At 42.4% G+C, this 26,339-nt stretch carries 22 protein-coding genes; 5 read left to right on the top strand and 17 right to left on the bottom strand.

Translation table 11 applies throughout. The annotated features are described in order from the left end of the window. Nucleotides 1–159: 159 nt before the first annotated feature. The 11 genes from BFP75_RS02125 to BFP75_RS02180 all read right to left on the bottom strand — a co-directional run bounded on the left by BFP75_RS02125 (nt 160) and on the right by BFP75_RS02180 (nt 13,083). Entirely contained in the window at nt 160–1,752 is a 1,593-nt protein-coding gene (locus BFP75_RS02125; RefSeq protein ID WP_099543052.1) for an NADP-dependent glyceraldehyde-3-phosphate dehydrogenase, read from the bottom strand. A gap of 10 nt (nt 1,753–1,762) precedes the next feature. After that, complete coding sequence (gene ilvA / locus BFP75_RS02130; RefSeq protein ID WP_099543025.1) at nt 1,763–3,013, bottom strand: threonine ammonia-lyase IlvA; 1,251 nt, start codon at nt 3,011–3,013, stop codon at nt 1,763–1,765. 33 nt (nt 3,014–3,046) lie between these two features. Beyond that, on the bottom strand, nt 3,047–4,522 hold the full coding sequence (gene ilvC, locus BFP75_RS02135) for a ketol-acid reductoisomerase (RefSeq protein WP_099543026.1): 1,476 nt from the start codon (nt 4,520–4,522) through the stop codon (nt 3,047–3,049). 64 nt (nt 4,523–4,586) lie between these two features. Further along, nucleotides 4,587–5,114: an acetolactate synthase small subunit gene (gene ilvN / locus BFP75_RS02140; protein ID WP_099543027.1), complete on the bottom strand. Its 528-nt coding sequence runs from the start codon at nt 5,112–5,114 to the stop codon at nt 4,587–4,589. A gap of 70 nt (nt 5,115–5,184) precedes the next feature. After that, entirely contained in the window at nt 5,185–5,766 is a 582-nt protein-coding gene (locus BFP75_RS02145) for an O-methyltransferase (protein ID WP_099543028.1), read from the bottom strand. 3 nt (nt 5,767–5,769) lie between these two features. Then, nucleotides 5,770–7,503: a biosynthetic-type acetolactate synthase large subunit gene (gene ilvB / locus BFP75_RS02150; protein WP_099543029.1), complete on the bottom strand. Its 1,734-nt coding sequence runs from the start codon at nt 7,501–7,503 to the stop codon at nt 5,770–5,772. 27 nt (nt 7,504–7,530) lie between these two features. Next, on the bottom strand, nt 7,531–9,213 hold the full coding sequence (gene ilvD / locus BFP75_RS02155) for a dihydroxy-acid dehydratase (RefSeq protein WP_099543030.1): 1,683 nt from the start codon (nt 9,211–9,213) through the stop codon (nt 7,531–7,533). Between the two features lie 367 nt (nt 9,214–9,580). Further along, nucleotides 9,581–10,420, bottom strand: a complete 840-nt coding sequence (locus BFP75_RS02165; RefSeq protein WP_099543032.1) for a biotin-dependent carboxyltransferase family protein — start codon at nt 10,418–10,420, stop codon at nt 9,581–9,583. Then, on the bottom strand, nt 10,413–11,150 hold the full coding sequence (gene pxpB / locus BFP75_RS02170; RefSeq protein ID WP_099543033.1) for a 5-oxoprolinase subunit PxpB: 738 nt from the start codon (nt 11,148–11,150) through the stop codon (nt 10,413–10,415). The genes BFP75_RS02165 and pxpB overlap by 8 nt, the downstream gene beginning before the upstream one ends. After that, nucleotides 11,147–11,890 (bottom strand): 5-oxoprolinase subunit PxpA, encoded by a 744-nt coding sequence (gene pxpA, locus BFP75_RS02175; RefSeq protein WP_099543034.1) that lies wholly within the window; start codon nt 11,888–11,890, stop codon nt 11,147–11,149. Before pxpA ends, pxpB begins: the two co-directional genes overlap by 4 nt. Then, entirely contained in the window at nt 11,890–13,083 is a 1,194-nt protein-coding gene (locus BFP75_RS02180; RefSeq protein WP_099543035.1) for an Nramp family divalent metal transporter, read from the bottom strand. Before BFP75_RS02180 ends, pxpA begins: the two co-directional genes overlap by 1 nt. A 221-nt stretch (nt 13,084–13,304) precedes the next feature. On the opposite strand from BFP75_RS02180, the gene BFP75_RS02185 reads away from it, so the two are divergent. The 5 genes from BFP75_RS02185 (at nt 13,305) to BFP75_RS02205 (ending at nt 17,028) form a co-directional block, all read left to right on the top strand. Then, a complete protein-coding gene (locus tag BFP75_RS02185) occupies nt 13,305–13,751 on the top strand; it encodes a hypothetical protein (protein WP_099543036.1) in 447 nt (148 codons plus the stop codon). Between the two features lie 11 nt (nt 13,752–13,762). Next, on the top strand, nt 13,763–14,326 hold the full coding sequence (locus BFP75_RS02190; RefSeq protein WP_099543037.1) for a hypothetical protein: 564 nt from the start codon (nt 13,763–13,765) through the stop codon (nt 14,324–14,326). Between the two features lie 170 nt (nt 14,327–14,496). Continuing rightward, a complete protein-coding gene (locus BFP75_RS02195) occupies nt 14,497–15,615 on the top strand; it encodes a pyridoxal phosphate-dependent aminotransferase (RefSeq protein WP_099543038.1) in 1,119 nt (372 codons plus the stop codon). A 332-nt stretch (nt 15,616–15,947) separates the two neighbouring features. Next, complete coding sequence (locus tag BFP75_RS02200) at nt 15,948–16,487, top strand: hypothetical protein (protein WP_123803295.1); 540 nt, start codon at nt 15,948–15,950, stop codon at nt 16,485–16,487. A 112-nt stretch (nt 16,488–16,599) separates the two neighbouring features. Continuing rightward, entirely contained in the window at nt 16,600–17,028 is a 429-nt protein-coding gene (locus BFP75_RS02205; RefSeq protein WP_099543040.1) for a DUF6526 family protein, read from the top strand. A gap of 213 nt (nt 17,029–17,241) precedes the next feature. Here the strand turns inward: BFP75_RS02205 and BFP75_RS02210 are convergent, their stop codons facing one another. The 6 genes from BFP75_RS02210 to BFP75_RS02235 form a co-directional block, all read right to left on the bottom strand. Next, entirely contained in the window at nt 17,242–17,751 is a 510-nt protein-coding gene (locus BFP75_RS02210; protein WP_123803297.1) for a hypothetical protein, read from the bottom strand. A 159-nt stretch (nt 17,752–17,910) separates the two neighbouring features. Beyond that, nucleotides 17,911–19,446 (bottom strand): YifB family Mg chelatase-like AAA ATPase, encoded by a 1,536-nt coding sequence (locus tag BFP75_RS02215; RefSeq protein WP_099543042.1) that lies wholly within the window; start codon nt 19,444–19,446, stop codon nt 17,911–17,913. Further along, nucleotides 19,447–21,843 (bottom strand): penicillin acylase family protein, encoded by a 2,397-nt coding sequence (locus tag BFP75_RS02220; RefSeq protein ID WP_099543043.1) that lies wholly within the window; start codon nt 21,841–21,843, stop codon nt 19,447–19,449. It abuts the gene before it with no gap. Nucleotides 21,844–21,912: 69 nt separating this feature from the next. Further along, nucleotides 21,913–23,898: a protein-disulfide reductase DsbD family protein gene (locus BFP75_RS02225; RefSeq protein WP_099543044.1), complete on the bottom strand. Its 1,986-nt coding sequence runs from the start codon at nt 23,896–23,898 to the stop codon at nt 21,913–21,915. Further along, nucleotides 23,895–25,199: a tRNA lysidine(34) synthetase TilS gene (gene tilS / locus BFP75_RS02230; RefSeq protein ID WP_099543045.1), complete on the bottom strand. Its 1,305-nt coding sequence runs from the start codon at nt 25,197–25,199 to the stop codon at nt 23,895–23,897. Before tilS ends, BFP75_RS02225 begins: the two co-directional genes overlap by 4 nt. Before the next feature lie 36 nt (nt 25,200–25,235). Continuing rightward, nucleotides 25,236–26,159, bottom strand: coding sequence for an anthranilate synthase component I family protein (locus BFP75_RS02235; RefSeq protein WP_317044503.1), 924 nt, complete (start codon nt 26,157–26,159; stop codon nt 25,236–25,238). Between the last annotated feature and the right edge of the window lie 180 nt (nt 26,160–26,339).

Raw genomic sequence — 26,339 nt, forward strand, 5'->3', positions numbered from 1 at the left:
TTCACACCGCAATTCATCAGAGTATTAACCAATTTATATTCAATATTAACCCAATATGCTCAAAATGTGTTAATTTTTGATAAAATGACATATTTGGGGTGCCATCCATAAAAAAAGGCCGAAAACATAGGTTTCGGCCTAAATAGGTTCTTAAGGCGCTTAAAGAATGTAATCCGTACTCACGAAATTGGAGACTTTGGCCTCCAACAATTGTTGAACCGTTTCAGTATTCAAATCATTGTCCTTAAAGGCAACAAACGTCCGTATAGAAAATGAACGTAAGGCATCGTGCACACTAAGTGTGGCCTGTGCGGAGTCCTTCCTTCCGGTGAACGGATACACATCGGGTCCTCGCTGGCAAGAGCTGTTCAGGTTCACCCTACACACTAAATTGACCAAAGTATCGATCAATGGGGAAAGCGTATATACATCTTTACCAAATAGACTCACTTGCTGACCATAGTTGCTTTCCGCCATATCATCCAAAGGCTGTTCAATGTCAGAAAAGGACAATACGGGAATTATTGGTCCAAATTGTTCTTCCTGGTATACCCGCATTTCCTTGGTAACTGGATACAAAACTGCTGGCCAAATATAATTGTCAAAATGCTTTCCTCCTTTTTTGTTCAGAATCTTGGCTCCCTTGGCAACGGCATCATCAATGAGTTCCTGAATATACGCCGGCTTACCTGGTTCTGGCAAAGGTGTCAATTTTACCCCATCGTCCCATGGATTCCCAAACTTCAATTTATCCACTTCTTCGGCAAATTTCTTAAGGAAATTTTCCCGTACATCCTCATGCACATATATAACCTTTAAAGCCGTACATCGCTGACCATTAAAAGATAGGGTACCTGCCAAACATTCGTTGATGGTCAGGTCCATATCGGCATCCGGTAAAATGATAGCCGGGTTTTTGGCTTCCAGCCCCAATACCAATCTCAATCGGTTGCTTTTGGGATGCTGATCTTGTAGGGCATTTGCCGATTTACTGTTGCCAATCAATGCCAAAACGTCCACTTTTCCTGTTTGCATTATAGGTGCGGCAACCGTACGTCCCCTTCCAAAAAGGATGTTTACTACACCTTTTGGAAAACAGGTTTGGAAAGCTTCCAACAATGGGGTAATCAAAAGAACCCCATGTTTAGCGGGCTTAAATATGGTAGTATTCCCCATAATAATGGCAGGAATCAGTAGGGCAAATGTCTCGTTCAGAGGATAGTTATAGGGCCCCAAACAGAGCACTACGCCCAAAGGTCCGCGCTTGATATGTGCATAAACCCCATCATGTTTCTGGAATTTGGCCGCATTTCTATCCAGGTTCTTATAGTCCTCAATGGTGTCCTCCACATATTCGACTGTTCTATCGAACTCCTTTTGGGAATCGGGCAGGGATTTTCCAATTTCCCACATAAGATACTTTACAACGATATCCCTTTTGGTTTTCATCTGTTTCACAAAATTCTCCATACAGATGATTCGGTCTCGCACATGCATGGTTGGCCAAACACCCTGACCTCTATCATAGGCTGTTAGAGCCGCATTTAAGGCTTCCAAGGCCTGCGGTTCCTGTAAATCCGGAACACTTCCCAACAAAGTGGGTTTATATTCCTGGGTGGATGAAATGGTGGAATATACATCGGTCATAGGACCTGACCACTCCGTTAATTTTCCATCTATTAAATATTTGGTCTGATGTATAGGTTGTTCAATTGCAAATTCCTTAGGTATGTTGCTATTCTTTTTGCTCATAGTTTCAATTTTATACCAAATATTGAAATAAATCTGGTTTGTCATTAATATAATCCCCAAAAAAATTATTGGCCTTCATTCTATCCATTAAAGGCTGCAAATCTTCCGGTTTTTTAAGTTCTATCCCAACTACGGCGGGTGCATTTTCCTTACTGGATTTTTTGGAATACTCAAAATGTGTAATGTCATCCGTAGGTCCCAAAATTTCCGCTACAAACTGCTTAAGGGCTCCCGGGCGCTGGGGAAATCGGACAATAAAGTAGTGTTTTAATTTCCCATATAAAAGGGCACGCTCCTTAATTTCCGCAGTTCTTGTAATATCGTTATTGCTACCGCTTACGATACAGACCACGTTCTTTCCCTTGATTTGATCTGCAAAAGCGTCCAACGCCGCGATGCTCAAAGCTCCTGCTGGTTCCACAACAATGGCGTCCCTGTTGTACAAATCTAATATAGTTTGACAAACCTTCCCTTCATGAACCGTTACGATATCGTAAAGATGTTCCCTGCAAATGGCAAAAGTGAAATCCCCTACCTTTTTTACCGCGGCACCATCAATGAACTTATCGATATGTTCAAGTTCCGTATTCCGATTGTTCTCTACCGATGTTTTCATGGAAGGTGCTCCCAAAGGCTCCACGCCAATAATTTTGGTCTGTGGCGAAAGGTTTTTGAAAACAGCCGAAAGCCCCGATGCCAGTCCGCCACCCCCTATGGCAACGAAAATGTAATCGATCGGATTCTTGGTCTGTTCCAAGAGTTCCAAACCAACCGTGCCTTGGCCCTCGATAACCTTGGGATCGTCAAAAGGGTGTATAAATGTTTTGTTTCGCTCCTTGCTATATTTCATTGCAGCATTGAAGGAATCGTCGAAGGTATCGCCTTCCAAAACCACGGTCACCCATTCCTCCCCAAACATCTGTGTTTGTTCCACCTTTTGTCTGGGCGTGACGGAAGGCATGTATATCGTTGCCTCGATTTTTAAATGCTTACAGGCAAAGGCCACACCTTGCGCATGGTTGCCGGCACTGGCACAAACTACGCCATTTTTACGTTCTTCCTGGGATAGTGAATTGATCTTGTTATAGGCACCCCTGATTTTGTAAGACCTAACCCGCTGAAGGTCTTCCCTTTTTAAATATATGTTTGCACCAAATTGTTTGGACAAACGAATACTAGGAGTAAGCGGCGTCACCTCCGATACTTGCCGAATGGTCAACGCCGCTTTTTCTATATCCTCTACCTTTGGGAAATACTCCATACGATGAACGGTAAAGGTTTGTTTTATCAAGTATTAAACAATAGGTTTCATAGCGGTCATAGACTCCCTTAGTCTGGCTCCAACCACTTCCACAGGGTGTTCCCGTAATTTTTTGTTCACGGCGATAAGCTTCGCATTGTCCACTCCATTGCCCTTGTTTTCACCGTAATGTTTTCCAATCACATCGGTGTCTATTTTCTTCATGAAGTCGGCCAACAAAGGTTTACAGGCATGATCGAACAAGTAACAGCCATATTCCGCCGTATCTGAAATAACTCGGTTCATCTCGAACAGTTTCTTTCTTGCGATGGTGTTGGCAATCAACGGGGTTTCATGCAGGGATTCGTAATACGCGGATTCACCAATGATACCAGATTCGGTCATGGACTCATAGGCAAGCTCGACCCCGGCCCGCACCATGGCCACCATCAAAACGCCATTGTCATAATATTCCTGTTCAGAGATTGAAACGTCCCCCGCAGGTGTTTTTTCAAAAGCCGTTTCGCCGGTTTCTGCCCTCCAGGTCAAAAGATTCTTATCGTCATTTGCCCAATCTTCCATCATGGTCTTGGAGAAATGTCCCGTCATGATATCGTCCATATGCTTTTGGAACAAAGGTCTCATGATGTCCTTTAATTCTTCGGAAAGTTCAAAGGCCTTTATTTTGGCGGGATTCGATAAACGATCCATCATGTTCGTAATTCCACCATATTTCATGCCTTCCGTAATGGTTTCCCAACCATACTGAATCAATTTGGAAGCATAACCGGGTTCAATGCCCTTTTCGATCATTTTGTCGAAACAAAGAATGGATCCTGTTTGCAACAAGCCACAAAGAATGGTCTGCTCGCCCATTAAGTCCGATTTCACCTCCGCAACGAACGAGGATTCCAACACCCCTGCCTTATGACCACCTGTGGCCGCGGCATAGGCCTTTGCCTGCTCCAATCCTTTACCTTCCGGATCGTTCTCCGGATGAACGGCAATCAAGGTAGGAACCCCAAAACCTCTTTTATATTCCTCACGTACCTCAGAACCAGGACTCTTGGGCGCCACCATGATTACGGTAAGGTCTTCCCTAATTTTCGTTCCTTCTTCCACAATATTGAAACCGTGCGAATAGGACAAGGTCGCTCCTTTTTTCATTAGGGGCATTACTGCACCTACCACTTGGGTATGTTGCTTGTCCGGGGTAAGGTTGATGACCAGATCCGCACTAGGAATCAGTTCCTCATACGTACCTACCGTGAACCCGTTCTCGGAAGCGTTGAGATATGATTGTCTTTTTTCCTTTATGGCCGCATCCCTTAGGGTATATGCGATATCCAATCCGGAATCCCTCATGTTCAACCCTTGGTTCAACCCTTGGGCCCCGCAACCAACAATTACAATTTTCTTTCCTTTTAACGCAGTTACACCATCGGAAAATTCCGTGGCATCCATAAATCTACATTTTCCCAATTGTGTTAATTGGTCTCTTAACGACAGCGTATTAAAGTAGTTTGACATTTTATTTTTAGTTTTTAAGTGAGATTACTCCCGAAGGAATTTGGTTAATAAGTAGTCTAAAGTGTTAATTATGCTGAAACTCCCGCAATAGAGAAGATATCTGCATTTCGTCCTTGGAAACCGAAATTCGGCCAGAACGCACGAACTGCATGATGCCAAAGGGTTTCAATTGTTCGTACATCTCATCGATCTCAAACCTTCTGCCGCTTTTTGCCAAAACAAAAAACTCCCTTGAAACCGTAACGATCTGCGAATTGCTTTCCTTGATGATGTTCTGGATCTGACGCTCATCGAACAAAAGGTTGGACGCTATTTTAAATAGGGCCGATTCCTGATAAATCGTTTCATCATCTGTATGGTAAAAGGCCTTTATGACCTCTATCTGCTTTTCTATTTGCCCAACAATATTGTGCACCCATTTTTCAGTGGTATTGACAACAATGGTAAATTTGGATACATGGTCTATTTCCGATTTTGACACGTTCAAACTTTCTATATTGATATGTCTTTTGAGGAATATACCCGATATTCTATTGAGCAAACCTACATTGTTTTCGGAATACACCGATATGGTAAACCATTCATTTTTCATTACGTAACCCTTAAATTCTAAGCCACCTTTTTGTGGCGGTTAATTGTTAAAATGGACTTTTGGTCCTTCCTTATGCAACTTTTGCGGCCAACACAATACCCGTTGACCAGTTCATTTTAGTCAAATTCAAATCCTCCCTGTTTTCCAAAAATTCCATCAGGTCGGCTACATTTTTTTCATGTCCTTGGGGCCAATTTGGTTGCGCCAACATATCGTCGATCACATAAAAACCACCTACTTTCAACAAGGCCAAGGTTTCTTCCAATTGGCCATATTTTCCTGGCCATGCATCGGCAAAAATCAAATCGAACTTTTCACCATCATAATTATTGATCCATTCCGCTCCGTCCTTACATACAATCTCTACCCGTTCATCCGCGCCAAAGAAAGATGCTGCGATTTCAATTAATTCGGCATCATTGTCTACGGTTATCAATTTTGATTTCGCATCCAACCCATCGATCATCCAGGATAAACTCAACCCAATACCCGTTCCCAGTTCCAAGAACCTCCCTTTGGGTTTGGAGCTGACCAAGGTTTTTAACAAGGTGCCAACATATACATCCGAGGGCATGGTAAACCCAATCTCGTCTGATTTATTCTGTATCGCGTTATACACCTTTGGGAAATCCTGCACGTTGGAATGGTCCATGGATTATTTCAATCTGATTTCGGATACCGCCGCACCGGATGGTATCATTGGGAAAACGTTATCTTCCTTCTCTACCTTTACCTCCAAAAAATATGGATTTTTTGAAGCCATCATCTCTTGAACGGTACTCTTTAAATCCTTTCTTTCGGTTACCCTTTTTGCTTCAATGTGATAGCCTTCCGCGATTTTTACAAAATCTGGATTGGTCATTACCGTAGAGGCATACCTGCGGTCAAAGAACAATTCCTGCCATTGGCGCACCATTCCCAAATGGTCATTGTTAAGCACCACGATCTTTACGGGAACATTGTGCTGGAAGATGACCCCTAATTCCTGAATGGTCATTTGGTAACCGCCATCGCCTATAATGGCGACTACTTCCCTATCCATGGCGCCCATTTTTGCACCTATGGCCGCAGGAAGGGCAAAGCCCATAGTTCCTAATCCGCCTGAAGTAATATTACTTTTGGATTGCTTAAATTTTGCATAGCGACAGCCGATCATTTGGTGCTGGCCCACATCGGTAACGATAACCGCCTTTTGATCAGAAGCCAGGTTTATTTCCTCGATTACCTCCCCCATGGTAAGGCCTTCCTTGGTAGGGTGGATATCGTTCTTAATGACCGTATCATATTCTATCTGGTACTTTTCCGCGAACAACTGAAGCCACTCCTTATGGGTGTTTGGATTAATCAAAGATAAGATCAAGCTCAAGGTTTCCTTGGAATTTCCAAGTACGGCAACATCCGCATGTACATTCTTATTGACTTCGGCAGGATCGATCTCAAAATGGATCACTTTTGCCTGCTTTGCATAATCTTCCAAACGTCCTGTGACCCTATCGTCAAAGCGCATTCCTATGGCAATCAACACATCGCACTCATTCGTCAAAATGTTGGGACCGTAATTTCCGTGCATTCCCACCATACCCACGTTTAAAGGATGGTCTGTATCCAGTGCCGAAGCACCCATAATGGTCCATGCCGCAGGAATCCCCGCCTTCTCCACCAACGCCTTCAGTTCCTCCTCTGCTTTGCCAAGAATAACACCCTGGCCCCATACGATCAGTGGCTTTTTTGCGTTGTTTATAAGATCGGCGGCCTGCTTTAAGGCTTCCGCATCCGGCTTGGGTGCCGGCTTATAACTGCGGACCCCGGTGCATTTGGTATAGCTAAAATCCAATTCGTCAAACTGGGCGTTTTTGGTAATATCCACCAACACTGGACCTGGCCGGCCAGATTTTGCAATATAGAACGCTTTGGCCATAATTTCAGGAATTTCGGAAGCCTTGGTCACTTGATAGTTCCATTTTGTGACAGGTGTTGAAATACCAATAATATCCGTTTCCTGAAAGGCATCGGAGCCCAATAAATGTCTAGGAACCTGCCCCGTAATACAGACCAAGGGCGTAGAATCGATCTGTGCATCTGCCAATCCGGTGACCAAATTGGTCGCCCCCGGACCCGAGGTGGCAATGGCAACACCTACCCTACCGGAAACACGGGCATATCCTTGGGCGGCATGGGTCGCTCCTTGCTCATGTCTTGTTAGGATATGCGTAAGCTTATCCTGAAACTTATATAGTTCGTCATAGACAGGCATTATGGCCCCACCAGGATAGCCGTAGATTAAATCGACCCCTTCGGCCAGCAAACAATGGATAATGGCTTCCGCCCCACTGATCTTAACCGATTTTTGCTGTTCCTGCACTGTCTTTTTTTCTTTCAATGTTTCCATATCAAACAATTAGAAATACCCTTTAGCTTAAAATTCATCGGTAACACAGCCTTTGGCTGCAGACGACACACTTTTGGCGTATTTGTATAACATTCCTCTTTTGGCCTTTAATTCTGGAGCCACCCACTTTGATCTTCTCGCTTCCAATTCCGCATCGGAAATCTCAATATCAATGGTATTATTTTCGGCATCAATGGAAATAATATCCCCATTCTCCACCAACGCGATATTCCCGCCCACTTGGGCTTCCGGGGAAACATGGCCCACTACAAAACCGTGGGACCCGCCAGAAAAACGGCCATCGGTAATCAATGCAACATCCTTGCCCAATCCCGCTCCCATGATGGAAGAGGTTGGTTTCAACATTTCTGGCATTCCGGGTGCCCCTTTGGGCCCTTCATACCGAATGATCACAACATCGCCCTTCTTTACCTTTCCGTTCTTGATGCCTTCGTTTACCGCAGTCTCGCTATCAAATACATTGGCCGTACCCTTAAAGGAAAGACCTTCCTTACCTGTAATCTTAGCGACCGCACCTTCCGTGGCCAGGTTTCCGAACAAAATACGTATATGTCCGGTTTCCTTAATGGGTTTGTCCAAGGTATGTACGATTGACTGTCCCTCTATCAAATTGGGAACATCCTTCAAATTCTCTGCAAGCGTTTTACCGGTAACCGTTAAACAATCGCCGTGCAACATATTATTATCCAACATGTATTTTAAAACCCCGGGTATACCACCTACTCCATGTAGGTCTTCCATGGAATATTTTCCGCTCGGTTTTAAATCGGCCAACAACGGTGTGTTGTCACTGATTTTCTTAAAGTCCTCCAAAGTGAATTCTATCTGGGCGGCCTTGGCAATCGCCAAGAAGTGAAGCACCGCATTCGTAGAACCTCCTAGAACGGTTACCAATCTAAAAGCGTTCTCCAAGGATTTTTTGGAAACGATATCCGATGGTTTTATATCTCTCTCCAACAACAGTCGCAAAGCCTCTCCCGCCTTAACGGATTCTTGTTCCTTAAGGTTGCCATCACTTATGGCCGGATTGGAAGAATTGAAGGGCAACGACATTCCCAATGCCTCAATGGCCGAAGCCATGGTATTGGCCGTATACATACCGCCGCAAGCACCCGCACCGGGACATGCCTTGTGTATGACTTCCTTATATTCTTCCTCATCGATATTTCCGGCTACTTTTTGTCCGTAGGCTTCAAAAGCGGAAATAATATCCAATTTTTTGCCATTATGGCACCCTGAAGCGATAGTTCCGCCATATACCAATATAGAAGGTCGGTTCAAACGCAACATGGCCATAAGGGCACCCGGCATATTCTTATCACAACCTACCACAGTTATCAGTCCGTCATAGGCCATAGCTTCCACGACCGTTTCCATGGAATCTGCGATGATATCCCTTGAGACCAACGAATAACGCATACCCGGTGTTCCATTGGCTATACCGTCACTAACGCCGATGGTATTGAATATCAAGCCCACCAATCCTGCATTGTCCGCGCCCTTTTTTACATGAACGGCCAAATCATTCAAGTGCATATTACATGGATTTCCCTCGTAACCGGTACTGGCTATACCGATCAAAGGCTTTTTTAAATCATTATCTGTTAGTCCAATGGCATGTAACATGGCCTGTGCCGCTGGTAATGTTGGGTCTTGGGTTACACTTTTACTGTACTTGTTCAATTCCATTTTTTCGTCTTCTTGCGTAAATTTAAAGTTGGCTCATATCAAAGATATAAGTTTAAAATGCGTTCAATTTTTATCCTGTAATCTTGGTTCAAATTCAATTTTACCAAAATTGATTTAATAAACTGTATTTCAATAACTTAGTATTTGTATTTATACCATATTCATTACTTTGGGATTACAGGTAATAGTATAAAAAAACCTGTATCGGATGGCTCTGATACAGGTTTTTACGTCGATGAAAAATCTATATCATTCCCTGTGGGAAATAATGACGATTTCACTGACTATAATGCTTTTTGTAATCATAGGGCAATAGTACGTAAATTTTTTGCAAGGCAAAAACATAGTTTTAAAAACAGATCAAAAATTAAATAAACTTAAAGGAAATGGTATTGCCCTCCCTTTTTTGGGCCAGCACTGAAATGGATTTGTCCGAAAGTTGTAGAATTCTTGGATACCCCCCTGTGGTCTGTCCGTCCTTCATAAGAATTATCAATTTTCCTGCAGGAGTGAATTGAACGGTCCCGGGCAAGGTAGCTGAAGTCAATATACTATGTTGATGCCCCTCCAAGGTTTCGGATAATTGGTATGCCATTCTGTTATTTTCCTTGGACACCGTAAATTCCCTTGAAAACAGGTTTTCCAATTGTCTATCGGTCAGCAACTCGAATTCTGGGGCCTTATACACCTCCAAAACCGTTTCATCCAATAAACTATCCACTTTGAGTTCTGAAATCTTGGGCGTAAATCCCTGGTGTTCCTCATAGGGTACTTCGTCACCAGCCTCCAATCTATTCTTATCCGTTATGGGGACATAAAAAGATCGGCTACCTAAAATTTCCTTTGACCTGAAACCTCCCTTAATCGCCAAATAGGCTCTGAAGCCTTTTTTAAAACTTCCGTAAGACAAAATATCCCCGGCCTTCACCTGGTATACCTTATAATTTTGAATAGGCTTATTGTTCAAGGTAACGGATATCAAGGCCCCTCCCAGCACAATAGAGGTTTCCTTTTCAAATTCCAAGGTGGGACCTGTCATGGTAATCTCCAGAACGGCGCTTCGATCGTCGTTCTCCAACAACGTATTTACCTTATAAACCGATTGCTGGTCCATGCAACCAGAAACGGGTACACCTTTCTTCCTGTGGTGAAACCGACCCAAATCCTGTACACTCGTGAAAAATCCAGATTTTAATACCTTAAGCATCCAATAACATTTTTTCTGGTTTGTAAATTCCTACCTCGGCCTCTATTTTATGGAGTTCATACTCGCCCAAGGAAACTTTTTGAAACTGTATTTTGTCACCAACATTCACAAAACAGGGATTTTTTTTGTTCCTATCGAACAAAGGTATCGGGCAATTGCCAATGATGTTCCAGCCACCAGGGGATTCCTGCGGATAGATGCCGGTTTGCTTTCCAGCAATACCTACGGCCCCTTTTTTCACTTTTAATCTTGGGGTCGCCTTTCTGGGAATTTCCAATTCTTGGGGCACACCTCCCAAATACATAAAACCTGGAACAAATCCAATTCCATATACCGTATAAACGGATTCCGTATGAAGTGTAATGATTTCGTCTATGCCCATTCCCAAACGATCTGCGACTTCGTCCAAATCGATGCCAAAGGCCTTGTCATAACTCACCGGTAATTTCCAAAGTACCTTTTCCCTGGCAACGCTACCTTTGGACCGCTCATACCACTCCTTTACGCTTTGACTGAATTTTGGAAAATCGATTTCAATTTTTGGATGTACCAACAAAAGCGAATTATAAGCGGATATGGTTTCCCACTCCCTTTCCTTTAAACAATCCCTTACTAGAAAGTCTTCAAAATCCAAGATGCTTTCCAAAATCGTTTCGCTTACTTCGTTTGGCCACTCGATCAATAAGGCGTGCCTTCCATAGGGCTTCAATGAAATTGGGGGATGAATCATTTTTTTAAGGCTATGTGGTGTTTTGGTAATTCCTTCGAAATATACGTTAATATTTGCAAAGCCTCCGGGGTGTCGCCATGTACGCAATAGGTATCAGCCTTTATCCCCGTAAATGTATTGGCTACTGTCCTGACCTTTTGCTCCGTAACCATATGAAGCACATGTTCCAGTACCTCAGCCGGTTTTGTAAGAAGTGCGTTTGGAAGGGACCTGGACACCAGGCTTAGGTCTTCATTATAATTTCTATCGGCGAAAGCCTCTACCATTATTTGAAATCCTCGCTTTAATGCCAATTTTTCAATGACCGAATCAAAAGGCACAAACAAATTCAATTTGTTTTTATACGGCTCAATAGCTTTCAAAAACAAATGGGCCAATTCCTCATTTTTGGCCAAATCATTATAAAGCGCTCCATGGGGTTTTATATGCCGAAGTTCAACACCTTCCCCCAAACATATGGATTCTAACGTACCAATCTGTGAGGCGATACTTTGGGACAATTCATAGGCATCTATGGAAAGGGATTTTCGGCCAAAATTCTCCCTGTCAGGATACGAGGGATGTGCCCCTATACCTACGCCATACCTCTTGGCCAAGCGCACGGTAGCTATCATAGAATCCCGATCGCCCGTATGACCACCACAGGCAATATTGCAACTGGAAATATAAGGAAACAATTGATCCTCGTTCGCAACTCCCTCACCTACATCACAATTGATATCTATAGAATATATCTTCATTATAGCACTTCCAAAACCTTTAAAATACTCTTTATCCCTAAGAAGACCGCCAAAATAACAATGGAAATTCCCATTATATTTTGAAGGGCGGTATTCTTGTTATCGCCCATCAAGGTACTTCTATTGACCACCCCTAGCAGAAAGATGGCAATTACGGGTAACAGGATTCCGTTGGCAATTTGCGCGAATTTGATTACTTCAATCGGTTTGATATCAAAGGAAAGAAAAAAAACGCCCAAGCCCAAAATGACCATCCAAACCATTCTGAACTTGGCATCTTTAAGTCCGTTCTTCCAACCAAAGCAATTGGCCGCCACATAGGCCGCCGCCAAGGGTGCGGTAATTGCCGATGTAACCCCCGCGGCAAAAAGGCCTATGCCCATGAAGTATCGGGCACTTGTTCCATACAGGGGTTCCAAGGCCTTGGCCATATCCATCACATTATCGACCTCCATCAAATCTACCGATGCCGCGGCCACAATAATACACATGGAAACGATTCCCCCCAAAAGAATGGATACATAGGTATCACGCTTCGCAAGGTTCAAATCGGTTGTAGATTTCCATTTCTCACTTACCAAGGAGGCATGCAAAAAGAGATTGTATGGTACTACGGTAGTGCCTACCAAGGCAATTACGGTGAGGATATTTTCATTGTCCACCTTTGGAATAAAGAGTCCTTGCAATACCATTATGATATTCGGCTTTGTGAGAAGGGCGGTGATTACAAAGGAAAGGCTCATTAGGATTACCAAGGAGATAAAGACCTTTTCCAAAACCTTATAATTACCCATATATAAAAGGATGAAGGCCAGAAAACCGATAATAACAGGATAGTATCCTGCCCGAGAAATCCCGAACAATGCCTCCAGACCCAAGGCACCGCCTCCAATATTACCCGCTTCATAAGCCGCATTGCCAATGACAATGGCCGAAAGTATAATCCCAACCACCATCATTCTAACATATTTATGGGCCAATTCCTGCTTGATTACTTCCGCCAATCCCTTTTGGGTGATGATTCCCAATCTGGCCGACATTTCCTGCAATACCATGGTTGCCAAAACCGAAAGTAGCATGGCCCACAAGAGGGTGTAGCCAAAGGAAACCCCGGCCAAGGTACAGGCCGTTACCGTTCCCGGACCAATAAACGCAGCCGCAACCAGGACTCCGGGTCCCATTTTTTTAAACATTGGGTAATAAATTTTAGATTTTCATAAAGATACCTTCAATTGTGCTAAAAATCTCCCTTTAAAAAAATAGTAGTTCACAACAATTTTAACATTTCAAAATGCCGTTTATCTAAAAATATGTCATTCATCTAAAATCCGGATGTCGTACGTCGATTGTTAATACTAAACCTAAAAATTCATTGTTATTATTACCCCAAACCTAAATTAACTTAACCTACTTAATGACTTGCTTAGAATGTAACAAAGAGCTTGGATATCTTGATCACAAGAGTGCCATAGAAAGCGTGGGCGTGGAGCTTTGCTCCCATCATCAGGAACTGATAAAGGTATTGATCCAACGGAACAATACGCCCTTGGAAGCCATTCAATTATACTATGGCCTCAAAGAGGCAGGTGTACAGGGAATGCTTGAATGGTGGGATGGAAAGAAATCGGTCGACATTGCCATCTCCCGTGTAAAACTGAACATTGAAATAGACTGTGGCTATGATAAGATGACGGAGGAACAGGCCATCAATAATTTGGAAGAGGCCATGCATTCCTTTAAAAATGGCTTTACCACCATACGCATACCCCATATCCTGGTACGTTACTATTTGAACGAAACCATCAAGAACATTATTGGAATCATGGAAGGACTAAAGGCAAACATAAAAGTAATCAACTAAAAAACTTCGTTATGAGCACACCCAACAAAACCTTAAAAACTCCGCTTAGAGTGGCCTTGGCCTGTTTGATCGTTGGAATGCTATCGCGTATCGTCAATTGGCCCTACGCCGGAGGTATTATTTTTGTCTCCTTTTTTGCCATTTTAATACTCTACGCTATTCGGTTTTCCAAAAAGGATACAAAAAAATCGGTAGATTATATCAAAATGGTACTTGTCCTTTTTTGGACTACCAACGGGCTGCTCCGTATTCTGGATTTTCCAAACACGGTCATCTTTCAGATAGGCACGGCACTCTGTTTTATTCTATGGTTCGCCATGGAAGGAACGGCCTATTTTATGGATCAAGACCGAAAATCGACCAATACCCTAGTGGAAATCGCATGGAATTTTGCCATGGTAGTGGGTGTTTTGACCATCATTGCTGGTGGACTCATGCAACTTTTGAAATGGGAATTCGCCATCCCCACCCTTACTACCGGACTCACCATTGTTACCGCATATATTCTCAAAGATATTTTCAATTCCGAAAAGAAGGAGAAAAAGGACAACAACAACGAGGAATTTCAGCTATAGCCCAAACATCATTCCTTCTTTCTTTTTTGCCCGATGCCCCATAGAATGCCGTAGAGCATTTACACATTGAAGACTAAAAAATTTTACATGAGGGCAATCATCGCAGTTTTTTAATCCCGATTCCCGAGTAACCCCATCTTTTTGTACCTTTTAGGAAAAATCCAAAAGGTATGAATCACATAGACCGAAGAAATTGGTTAAAGACCTTTGCCCTTGGCGGAGGACTCACCATGTTGGGCGGTGCCAACGCCCTGGCATTCACAAACCCTGCAAGCAAACCTAGCAATGCTTTGTTGGATGTTGCCAAGCTGAACAGCAACGAAAACCCCTTTGGCCCTTCCCCAAAAGTAAGGGCGGCCATAACCGCTGCTTTTGATAACGCTTGTCGGTATCCCTCAATGGTTTTTAGGCCACTATTGGAAAAAATTGCGGAGACCGAAGGTGTTTCCACGGACCATATCGTGGTAACCGGTGGTTCCACGGAAGGACTTAAGGCCGTGGGTCTTACTTACGGATTAAATGGAGGGGAACTCATTGCGGCAGATCCTACCTTCCAGTCCATGATGACCTATGCAGAAAACTTTGGCGCCTATGTACACCGGGTTCCCGTAGACGAAAACATGCAGCATGATTTAAAGGAAATGGAAAACCGGGTCAACGGCAAAACCCGACTCATCTTTATCTGTAACCCCAACAATCCTACCGGAACCCTTTTGGACAAAAACGACCTGAAATCCTTTTGTGAACGCACCAGTGAAACGGCCATGGTCTTTAGCGATGAGGCCTATTATGATTTTATCACGGAACCGGATTACCCTTCCATGGTGGAACTGGTGAAGGAAGGCAAGAACGTTATCGTTTCCAAGACCTTTTCCAAGGTGTACGGATTGGCGGGGATGCGGATAGGCTACTTGGTAGCCCGCCCGGATATTGCAAAGCGATTACAAAAAAGTGTAATGGCCATGACCAATGTGCTGGCCATTGAAGCCGCCAAAGAAGCTTTGAATGACGATGAATTCTACAAGTTCAGCGTGGCGAAAAATATGGAGGCCAAGCAGGCCATTTACAACACCTTAGGTGATTTAGAATTGCCCTATGTAAAATCACACACCAATTTTGTTTTCTTTAAAACCGGAAGACCTATTCGAGACATGATGATGGCGATGGAAAAGGAAAATGTCTTGATTGGCAGACCCTTCCCACCTTTTTATGAATGGGCCCGTATCAGTACTGGAACTATGGAGGATATGAAGGCTTTTGATAAAGGGTTAAAGAGGGTGATGGGATAGGTTTTAATGTTTCTTGAGTTTGATGTTTCCGTCTTTAAGGAACTGACGGTGGCCCTCAGTTGTGAACTGGCGGGAGCGAGGGTAACTGGAAATAAGTACTAAGATTAAACCATATATGAAAGGAGCCATAACAAGTCTGATACCCGCCGAAACCAAGGGTTCACGAACACCACTTTTCAAAATAAACTAGCTTCGTGAGTAAATGTTTATTGGCGAAATCGAAGATTCATGAACACACATAGTATACAAATTGAAATGATGTGAATAATTACACCCGCCTGAACGATACATTTGGGCAGGTCTGACTTATAAAAAACAATAATAATAAACAGATGAAAAAAAATAAACCATTTCTTAGCCTTGTGCTCATGCTAAGTGTCGCCATCACCTATGCAAATACCACTGCCCATACTTTAGTGGGTATGATGAAAATTTCCAACGATTCCCTAAGGCTAGCTGAACTGGATACCTTTTGGACCGAGGTTTCAAGAACCGTTAAGGAGGGTGACTTTGAAGGTTATAAAGCCACGTATCATGAAGATGCGGTTGTTGTATTTACTACTCGCGAAAACAAATCATCTATATCTATTACTAAAGCGCTTTCAAATTGGATGCAAGATTTCATTGACACCAAAGCGGGAAAAACAAAAAATACGGTGGAATTCCGTTTTTCACAGCGCGTTGGTAACGAAAACACAGCGCATGAAACAGGAATTTTTAGTTTCCAATCCAATGATGGTAGTGGCAAAACAGCTCCAAAACAATTCGTGCACTTTGAAGCCCTACTCGTTAAAAAGGGTACTGGTTGGCTCATGGTCATGGAATACCAAAAATCCAGGGCAACCGAAGAAGAGTGGGCATTATTGGAATAATGCCCCAAATGGTACTAATAGCAATTCAATGCTCGTTTGAAGAACCGACACAAGTTACAAAAACGCACAAGCTTGGTTACTAAATTTGAACATCCTTAAATCAAACTAAAAAATGAAAGAACAGAATTTTAAAAATCATGGTAAACTTGTAAAAGGGTTCCATGGACTCTTATTTCTTGCAATACTAGCTTTATTGATCGGGGCCATAATCAACCTTATTCGCACCAGTAGTGATAACCTCTATGTAGCCTCTTTAGTAGTGCTTATCGCTGTTATATTTTTAATTATGGCATGGTATGTACGCAGTTTTCCCTTAAAAGCACAGGATAGGGCCATAAAAGCCGAAGAAAATTTGAGGTACTATGTACTGACAGGCAAATTATTCCCTCAAGAATTAAGAGTATCCCAAATTATAGCACTCCGTTTTGCGAGCGATGCCGAGTTCTTACCCTTAGTAGAAAAAGCTTTAAAGGAAAACCTGACAAACAAAGAAATTAAAAAGCTCATAAAAAATTGGAGGGCAGATAATTACAGGGTTTAAACTGTGCATATCATCAAATAGAAACGAAGCTGTTATTTGGAATGGCGTATGCCACTTACTGTTGACGACACGGGCAGAAAGATGCTCGCGCTAGCTGAGAGTGATTTATTAGAGGTTCCTTCGAAGTTGCAAACTTCGAAGAGCGCAGATTCTAATATCTGATTCTTTAACTCTTCTCTTTCCAGTCCTTCCATTTATAACAACAATTTATACTTAAAAAACAAAAAACGGATCTCTTTCGATCTCGTGAGCCTTAATATGAATTTCACCCTGGACAACATCTTTAATAAACCCAGTAACAATAAACTTGTCTTTGGTCTTTGCGCTTTGTAAAATTGGAAATTTATTGAAATCCACATTTATTATTAGGTCAGGCATTAGAGATTTTGAATCGAGATAACCAAAAATTTGACCAATTTTCTTCTTGTTCATACTTTGTACGGAACCAAAAGTAAAATGCCACTTTACCTTCACATTTTGGTAAGAGCTAACAAATCCCTTTTTCTTAATCTCTGTTGCATTTTCATATTCTTCAAATACTTCATTGAAAGAAATGCTCTCTATTTTAATATCCCCCAACCTTTCGTTTTCTTTTTCATTCTTCTTAGTCTTTCTATCTTTTAAATAGTGAATGAACTTTATAAAACCAATTATGAAGAGAATAAAGCCAGTAATTGAACTGATAATTACTAATGGATCTATTTCAATTGAAGGTAAATTCATAATATGATAAACATTAAAGATTTTAAATTTAAGCAATTCACTAGAATTTATTCCTCGTGTAAACATAGGATGACAAAAGAACCATTCCACTCCAAACTCTGCACTTTAAATTCTGCACGCTACACTTGAAACCAGAAACTTGAAACTTGAAACTAAGGATTACCCCAGCCAGCCTTCTCGGTCCAAACTACGGTATTGAATGGCTTCCGAGATGTGATTACCATTGATATCAGGAGCATTATCCAAGTCGGCTATGGTACGGGCCACTTTTAAGATGCGATCATAGGCTCTGGCGGAAAGATTGAGTCGCTCCATGGCGTTTTTCAAAAGTGACTTTGAAGCCTCGTCCAATTTGCAGAATTCGCGAATTTGCTTCGTGTTCATCTGGGCATTGTAATGCACGTTTTCCAGTTCCTCAAAACGTTTTGTCTGCAGTTCCCTAGCCTTGGTGACCCGTTTGCGTATTTCCACACTGCTCTCCCCTTTGCGGTCCTCGGAGAGTTTTTCAAAGGGAACGGGCGTCACTTCGATATGTATATCGATTCGGTCTAAAAGTGGTCCGGAAATCTTGCTCAAATAGCGTTGCATTTCCGCGGGTGAGGAAGTCACGGGAGCATCAGGATCATTGAAATATCCGCCTGGGCTTGGGTTCATACTCGCCACCAACATAAAACTACTTGGATAAGTTACCGTAAACCTGGCACGTGAAATAGTCACTTCCCGATCCTCCAAGGGTTGCCGCATCACCTCCAGAACGCCGCGTTTAAATTCTGGCAGTTCATCCAAAAACAGGACCCCATTGTGTGAAAGGGATATCTCTCCCGGCTGTGGATAGGCCCCGCCACCCACCAAAGCCACGTCTGAAATCGTATGGTGTGGGCTCCTGAAAGGTCGTTGACTCATGAGCCCCATATTCTTAATCTTGCCTACGACACTATGGATTTTGGTTGTTTCCAAAGCCTCGTGCAAAGTCATAGGTGGTAAAATGGAAGGCAACCTTTTAGCTAACATGGTCTTTCCCGCACCTGGAGGTCCAATTAAAATGATGTTATGTCCGCCCGCAGCGGCAATCTCCATACAACGTTTGATGCTTTCCTGACCCTTGACATCGGAGAAATCGAATTCCGGAAAATCCAGACTCTTGTAAAACTCCTCCCGCGTATCGATGATGGTCTGCTCCAAAGGCGTGCCCTGATCAAAAAAATCGATGACCTGTTTGATGTTCTCAACACCAAAGACTTTCAAGTTCCCCACAATGGCAGCCTCCTTGGCATTTTCGGCAGGAAGGATAAATCCCTCGAAACCCTCTTCCTGGGCCTTTATGGCAATGGGCAAGGCCCCTTTTATGGGCTGTAGACTGCCGTCCAAGGAAAGTTCGCCCATGATGATGTATTTCTCAATGGCTTCGGACTGTATTTGACCCGATGCGGCTAAAATTCCCAGTGCCAAAGTAAGGTCATAAGCAGAGCCTTCCTTACGCAAATCGGCCGGGGCCATATTGATGGTTATCTTTTTTCCCGGAATTTTGTAGCCGTTATTTTGGAGAGCGGCAGCAATCCTGTAGTTACTTTCCTTTATGGCATTGTCCGGCAATCCCACCAAATGGTAGCCAATTCCTTTGTCAATATTTACCTCAACGGTAATGGTAGTGGCCTCAACGCCAAAAACGGCACTGCCATAAACTTTGGTTAGCATTTAGTTTTCGTTTGGGCTAAATGTAAGCATTTTAGAAGATTTTTCTATCTCCTCCTTATTCATCATCATCTTTCTAAATTCCCCCTTTACATACATATCCGCCTGATCTTTATAGTGTTCGCTAAACGGATTGCCGGACTGACCTGTGGGCAGAATACTGATGCTGTTCTCTACATCAGAAAAATCTACGATCCTACGCATGGATGGGCCTGAACTAACTTTATACATTCCCGTGCTATCATAAGGAAAGGCCAAATTATTGATGACCTCACGTGTACCCTCTATGGGAAAGGGTCCCACATTGAAAAATGACCGTAATGCATCTACCTGACCTATAGGATGTCCATGTTCCAACGTATGCACTTTATTCCAAGTCCACTCCTGTATATCCGCACCAAAATCCTTTTCCAAAGAACCTATGGCGTCTGTAAAGGAATTCCTAAATATTGTTTCCCTGTTCTCCTTCGCATCTGAGGTATTGATATCATCCCACCAAATAGAATTTTCATTGGCAATCATGGGCGCAATGGTTCGTTTCAAGATATGGGTATCCATTAATTGCTTGAACATTTCTTCTCCCAACTCATCCCTAAACGTATTGACCAAAACATAATAAACCCAACGTGTATAAATAGCACCACCTACATTTTCCAATGAGTAGGTACCTTCCCAAGCTTTAAGCGCATCCAGAACCTTGGTTTCCTTGTCAGATACCTCCTTGACGTTTATTGCATGCATCAAGTTTTGGGCAATTTCCAAATGTACCGGAGAGTTCACATCCAAAATCATATTGGAAATGTCCTTCTTATCCCAATCGTTTTTGGGGTCCAACAATTGAACGATTCTTTTGGCCCTGTTTTCTGGCAAATAATACCCCGGATATAGCATTCCTGCTATGGAATCCGGCTGGTTGTTGGCGGAATAGACATAATTCCATGGCGGATTCACGGCCTGCGGATTCTTCTCGAATTTTAGAAATCCCCGATTCTCTTTGGGCCTATTATCGGGTTCATAGACCAATTTGGTATTGATACTATCCGGAACCTGCCACAGTTTGGCCGTGGCGAACCATCCAATATTACCTTCTGCATCGCCATACATGATATTAAGTCCGGGCGCATGGATTTTTGGCAAGGCCGATGTAAACTCGGAAAGATTTGTGGCATGGCTTATTTCGTAAAAAGCATCGACCACCGTATTTTCTTCCTGTGTATACACCCAATATATGGATATGGGGCGTTCTCCTTGGATTTGATTGGCTATACCGTTCAAAATTGGGCCATGGACGGATTTTTTGAAAGTGAATTCGACATCCACGGAATCCTTGACCTTAATTGATTTCGTTTCTGTTTCATAATTTGCCCAAGCACCATTGTACCTGTACTGATTGGCGTTATCGGGATTGTTTTCTTCATAGTAAAAATCAACATCGTCGTTCTCGAACATGGTCATTCCATAGGCAATATCCCTATTATGACCCAGTACTGGAAATGGAATGCCCGCAATGTGATAACCGTATTTTGAATACTTGGGTGTTTCTATATGGGCCTCATACCAAACCGAAGGTTGTGCAAAGCCAATATGGGGATCGTTGGCAAAGATGACCTTCCCATTTTTTGTTTTTGGAGGGGCTAAAACCCAACTGTTACTTCCTTCAAAAAGCGGAAGTTTTAATTTACCCAAGGCATCGGTCACCATGGCGGTCACGGAATTTCCTATGGAATCTTTAGTAGATTCTTTGTAGTTCCTTATCCATACAGTGCTAGCATCGGAAATAATAGCCAAATCCTTTAAATACTCGGGGCCTAATTTATCCTTGATATTGCTCAATAACGGGTCGGTCTTATGTCCCATGGCGAAACTAAAGGCCATATAGCCCATGGTATTGTAAACATCGGTAATGGTAAACTTGGTCTTCTCAATACCGGTAAGGTAAAACTCTACCGGGGTTGGCCCTTCTTCCACAAACTGATTGAGTCCGTCCAAATAGGCATTGATAATGGAAACGCCCTCGTTATTCCTATCTAATTTGGAGACGGCTTCCATGGAGGCTTCATCAATTCCCAAGGAAAGAAAGAATTTATCCGTACCGATTAAATCCTTGCCAAAAACCTCGGACAAGCCACCGCTTCCAATTCTCCGTAGCAGTTCCATTTGCCAAAGTCGGTCCTGGGCATGCACATATCCCAGTGCCCTAAAGGCATCTTCTTCCGATTGACCGTAAATATGGGGAATCCCATATTCGTCAAAATACACTTGGACCTCGTTTTGAAGGTTCGGGAGTTTTTTTTCGCCAGCATAATCAGGCTTGTGCAATTCTACGAATACGTATCCTGATATGACAATAAGGACAATTAGGGCCAAAATAATGTACCCTATTTTCTTTGCTAGTTTCATGAATGTTCAAAAAATACACCCGTAATTTAGGGTTAAATTTTTGAAGCCTGAAAGAGGTTTTTGAATTTATTAAGGAATGATGGAAAGTTCCCTTTTTTCAAAAGTCCTAAGCCCTTCCAATAACCAATTTTTATACGTATCGGCATCCGTATTTTGAATGGACGTATTCAATACTTCCAAGTCGGGAGACAACAACACATAAAAAGGCTGGGAAACTGCATTAAAATTCACGTCCTGGAAAGTTCCCCATTTTTGGGCAATGTTCCGAATGCGTTTTATCCGCCCGGAATCGTATTGAAAATTAAACTGTTCGGCTTCCGGTAGCTCCTTTCGGTCATCCACATATAGGGAAATAAGCACGTAGTCATTCTTTAGGATTTGATATACATCCGGCTCGCTCCACACGTTCTCCTCCATTTTCCTGCAGTTAACACAGGCCCATCCCGTAAAGTCCAACAAAATAGGTTTTTCTTGTTCCTTGGCATAGGCCAATCCCGTTTCAAAGTCCTTAAAGCAGTCGATGCCCAAAGGACAATCTGATTCCTGTTCAAAAACACTGTAAAATTCCGGTGGCGGAAAACCGCTCAATAGTTTAAGATTGGAAACCCCGCTAAGTCCCAATATCAGATATAAACTAAAAAGGGCACTTACAACCCCTACGGCAATCCTGCCCTTTGATAATTTTCCTTTGGGTCCATCATGAGGGAACCTGAAAATTCCAAAGAGGTATAAGGTTGTCAATATTCCTATTAGAATCCAAATTCCAATAAAAACCTCTCTTTTTAGGATTCCCCAATGACCCACCAAATCGGCATTGGAAAGGAATTTTAACGCCAGTGCAATCTCCAGAAAGCCTAAAACCACTTTAACCGTGGTCATCCATCCTCCGGATTTTGGAAGTGAATTCAACCAAGCTGGAAACAACGCAAATAAAGCAAACGGAAATGCCAAAGCCACCCCAAAACCGGTCATCCCGGCGGATAGATTGGTGGCCACATCGCCTTCTGCCAAGGTGGTACCTCCCAGCAATCCCCCTAAAATGGGTCCCGTACAGGAAAAGGATACGATTGCCAACGTTACTGCCATAAAGAAGATGCCCAAGGCGCCACCTATCTTGGAGGATGCGGCATCCATTTTATTGGCCCAGGAACTTGGCAAGGTCAACTCATAATAGCCGAAAAAGGAAAACGCAAAGAATATGAAAATGGCGAAAAAGGCCAAGTTTAGCCATACGTTTGTGGCAATAGTATTGAGTATCTGTGAATCGACCGAATCAAACAAATGAAAGGGCAGACTCAAAAGAAAATAGATCAGGACAATGAAAAAGCCATAGAGCAAGGCATTGGCTATTCCTTTGGACTTTTTCTCCGAATGTTTGGTGAAAAAGGAAACCGTTAAAGGAATCATGGGGAATACACATGGCGTCAATAAGGCAATAAGACCACCTAGAAATCCCAGACCGAAAATCACCCATAAATTGGAACCCGATCCAATATTCTCCTGACCCTGACTCAAGAGGGCCTTGTTCTTTAAATCCAATTTTAAGTTGGATGACAATAATTTGCTTTTTTCATCCAACGTAACGGTATTCACAACGGCCTCGGAACCATCCAAGGAGAATGTAAAATCAATATCCGCAGGGATACAGACTTCCTTACAAACTTGATAAAATAGATTAACCTTGATTTGATTTACATCCGGATTTAAAAGTTTTATGCGTTGGGTAAAGATGGCCTCCTCCTTAAAAAAAGTTTCCTCAACCTCAAATATGTCACTAAACTCTTTTACCGTAGGACTTTCCTCTACCCCACCTACTAGTTCATATTCCTTCCCTACTTCGTAAAATTTAAACTCACTGGGCAATGCACCTCCTTCATCGGTGAACTGGGAATACACATGCCACCCTTCGTGAATATCGCCTTTTATAATCAATTCGTACTCCGTATCAGAAATTTTATTGACCTCGTGGGTCCAAACCACCGGGTTTTCATCACTCTGTGAAAAGCCCATAAATGGCAGGAACAGAATAATAAATGCTACTAGTATATTTCTCATTGTATTGCTATGCTTAATATCTGCTTTGTTGTATCCTTCACTTTAAATCGGTCATCCGCGCGCCTTCCTATTACCCAAACGATTTCGTCGTGTGAGCAAAGTAACCATTGTTCCTTTTTGGCAAAAAGGTCCAATTTTTCGTCCTTAAAATACTTGGAAAGTTTCTTTTTTCCTTGCATTCCCAAAGGATAGAAATAGTCGCCTTCCTTCCATTTCCTTACGGTCAACGGAAACTTTAACGCATTTTTATCAACATAAATTATATTCCCATGGTTATCCTTTTTTTCGGATACCTGCTTTAATTCCAAACCTATAGGCTGCTGAATCTGGGTTATACCTTCCTGTATCTCAAATTCCCCCGGCTCCTCCCCTTCATTTTTGCCCAAAATAAGATGATTTCGGTTTTTGAGCAGCACGTAATTTTCAGCATAAATAGTTTTTCCGCTTAAGGCATCCAGCAAAAGCAGGATGTCGTTCCATTGTGTAAAACCGTACTCCTGAAATAAACCATGCAAGTACCCTTCAATGGGTTGTAGCTTTTTTAATTCCGATATCGAAATTTTCCAATGTTGACCGTCCGTCTTAAAAAGTTCCCGCTTTACCCTTTTTAGTTCGTTTTTTGAAATTTCCCGGGTCTCCTTGAGGTAATCCAATGTCCTTTCAAAATTATCCATAAAGGTGGGATGCAGTTCCTTGAGCTTGGGAACAATTTCCAATCGGATTTTGTTTCGAAGGTATTTGGAATCGGAATTACTTTCATCTTCCCTCCATTCCAAGTTACATTCCTTTGCATACTCCAAAATACGTTGTCGTGTATACTTCAGTAAAGGACGTCGTATTTGGTTCGAAGCTTCCGGAATGCCCGTCAGACCTTCTATCCCGGTGCCCCGTGACAGATTGATCAAAAAGGTTTCCAGGTTGTCATCTGCGTGATGGGCAGTAACCAAAAAATCTATTCCGTGCTCCTCCATCAATCCCTTAAACCAACGATATCGCAAGTCCCTGGCGGCCATTTGTACGGAAACGTTGTGGTTGTTCACATAGCCCATCGTATCAAAATGGGTCACATAAACAGGTTTACCCAACCGATGCCCCAATTCTTTCACAAAATCCTCATCGCCATTACTATCTGTGCCCCTCAATCGAAAATTACAATGTGCCAAAATGAAATCCATATGGTTTTGCTTGCATAGATAAGACAGTAAAACACTGTCCAACCCGCCACTACATGCCAATAAAAATTTATTTTTTAGCAGTTCTGGAAAGTTTTTGGAGATATGCGATTGAAAATCCTTGAGCATGGCACAAAGGTAACCAATTATGTATTTGGACCCTATTTAAAGTTCCTCCAGGACCTGTCGCATGGCCTTAGCTTTTAAAAGACATTCCAAATATTCCTTTTCTGGATCCGATTTAGCCGTGATGGCACCTCCTACAGCATAGGAAAGATATTTATTGGTGCTATTGTAAAGAATACTTCTAATGACCACGTTAAAATCAAAATCGCCGTCAGGAGTAAAATATCCAACGGCCCCACTGTAAACGCTCCTTTTGAAGGATTCAACCTCTTCTATAACTTTCATGGCGGAAACTTTGGGAGCCCCGGTCATGCTGCCCATGGGAAAACAACTTTTTATAATGTCCACCGGGTTTTCATTGTTACCTACTTCGCATGAAATGGTTGAAATCATTTGATGGACCTGCGGAAAAGAATATATTTTGCACAATTCCTCGACCTGTACGGTGCCCTTTAAGGCATTCTTTGAAAGATCATTTCGAACCAAATCCACGATCATCACATTTTCAGATCGCTCCTTTTCATCCATACCCAATTTCCTTTTTAATGCTTCATCTTCATCGGGATTATGGGATCGGGCGGCCGTTCCCTTTATCGGTTGGGATAGTATTTTGTTTCCTACTTTTTTTAAAAATCGCTCAGGACTGGCACAGAGCACATATTTATCCCATACTTTCATAAAGGTCGCAAAGGGAGGTTTTGAAATTTCATTCAACCTTTCATAAATGGACAAAGGATTCAAGTCCAACCTTTCGCAATAAAATTCCTGACAAAAATTTACCTCATAAATATCGCCATGATGGATATGCCCCAATATCCGGTCCAATTTTTCAAAATACTCGTCCTTAAAGATGCGCATTCTTATGGATGGTCTTTCCTTTTTTTCGTGATGTGCAGGATGAACCACATCGATGCCCAAAATAGTTTCAAAATCCTTTTGGATTTCTTCGGCTACGAAGTTCATATAGAAGTGGTTTAAACTTTTTTTGGATCGAAAGACAGGGTTGCAGAGATTTGTGTTGTGAAACATAAGTCAAACCAAAACAACCCTTTATGTACTTTATTCTTGACAAAGATATGATAGAAGAATCAATAGTCGCATACCTTCCTTCACCTAGTCGTGGCTTTAACGTTACGGTACCCA

The sequence above is a fragment of the Maribacter sp. 4G9 genome (assembly GCF_002742265.1).
Taxonomy (GTDB): Bacteria; Bacteroidota; Bacteroidia; order Flavobacteriales; family Flavobacteriaceae; genus Maribacter.

What these genes read in the sequence shown, in the direction of transcription:
- BFP75_RS02125 (WP_099543052.1), bottom strand. Translation starts at nt 1,752, where the DNA reads ATGAGCAAAAAGAATAGCAACATACCTAAGGAATTTGCAATTGAACAA.
- ilvA (WP_099543025.1), bottom strand. Translation starts at nt 3,013, where the DNA reads ATGGAGTATTTCCCAAAGGTAGAGGATATAGAAAAAGCGGCGTTGACC.
- ilvC (WP_099543026.1), bottom strand. Translation starts at nt 4,522, where the DNA reads ATGTCAAACTACTTTAATACGCTGTCGTTAAGAGACCAATTAACACAA.
- ilvN (WP_099543027.1), bottom strand. Translation starts at nt 5,114, where the DNA reads ATGAAAAATGAATGGTTTACCATATCGGTGTATTCCGAAAACAATGTA.
- BFP75_RS02145 (WP_099543028.1), bottom strand. Translation starts at nt 5,766, where the DNA reads ATGGACCATTCCAACGTGCAGGATTTCCCAAAGGTGTATAACGCGATA.
- ilvB (WP_099543029.1), bottom strand. Translation starts at nt 7,503, where the DNA reads ATGGAAACATTGAAAGAAAAAAAGACAGTGCAGGAACAGCAAAAATCG.
- ilvD (WP_099543030.1), bottom strand. Translation starts at nt 9,213, where the DNA reads ATGGAATTGAACAAGTACAGTAAAAGTGTAACCCAAGACCCAACATTA.
- BFP75_RS02165 (WP_099543032.1), bottom strand. Translation starts at nt 10,420, where the DNA reads ATGCTTAAGGTATTAAAATCTGGATTTTTCACGAGTGTACAGGATTTG.
- pxpB (WP_099543033.1), bottom strand. Translation starts at nt 11,150, where the DNA reads ATGATTCATCCCCCAATTTCATTGAAGCCCTATGGAAGGCACGCCTTA.
- pxpA (WP_099543034.1), bottom strand. Translation starts at nt 11,890, where the DNA reads ATGAAGATATATTCTATAGATATCAATTGTGATGTAGGTGAGGGAGTT.
- BFP75_RS02180 (WP_099543035.1), bottom strand. Translation starts at nt 13,083, where the DNA reads ATGTTTAAAAAAATGGGACCCGGAGTCCTGGTTGCGGCTGCGTTTATT.
- BFP75_RS02185 (WP_099543036.1), top strand. Translation starts at nt 13,305, where the DNA reads ATGACTTGCTTAGAATGTAACAAAGAGCTTGGATATCTTGATCACAAG.
- BFP75_RS02190 (WP_099543037.1), top strand. Translation starts at nt 13,763, where the DNA reads ATGAGCACACCCAACAAAACCTTAAAAACTCCGCTTAGAGTGGCCTTG.
- BFP75_RS02195 (WP_099543038.1), top strand. Translation starts at nt 14,497, where the DNA reads ATGAATCACATAGACCGAAGAAATTGGTTAAAGACCTTTGCCCTTGGC.
- BFP75_RS02200 (WP_123803295.1), top strand. Translation starts at nt 15,948, where the DNA reads ATGAAAAAAAATAAACCATTTCTTAGCCTTGTGCTCATGCTAAGTGTC.
- BFP75_RS02205 (WP_099543040.1), top strand. Translation starts at nt 16,600, where the DNA reads ATGAAAGAACAGAATTTTAAAAATCATGGTAAACTTGTAAAAGGGTTC.
- BFP75_RS02210 (WP_123803297.1), bottom strand. Translation starts at nt 17,751, where the DNA reads ATGAATTTACCTTCAATTGAAATAGATCCATTAGTAATTATCAGTTCA.
- BFP75_RS02215 (WP_099543042.1), bottom strand. Translation starts at nt 19,446, where the DNA reads ATGCTAACCAAAGTTTATGGCAGTGCCGTTTTTGGCGTTGAGGCCACT.
- BFP75_RS02220 (WP_099543043.1), bottom strand. Translation starts at nt 21,843, where the DNA reads ATGAAACTAGCAAAGAAAATAGGGTACATTATTTTGGCCCTAATTGTC.
- BFP75_RS02225 (WP_099543044.1), bottom strand. Translation starts at nt 23,898, where the DNA reads ATGAGAAATATACTAGTAGCATTTATTATTCTGTTCCTGCCATTTATG.
- tilS (WP_099543045.1), bottom strand. Translation starts at nt 25,199, where the DNA reads ATGCTCAAGGATTTTCAATCGCATATCTCCAAAAACTTTCCAGAACTG.
- BFP75_RS02235 (WP_317044503.1), bottom strand. Translation starts at nt 26,159, where the DNA reads ATGAACTTCGTAGCCGAAGAAATCCAAAAGGATTTTGAAACTATTTTG.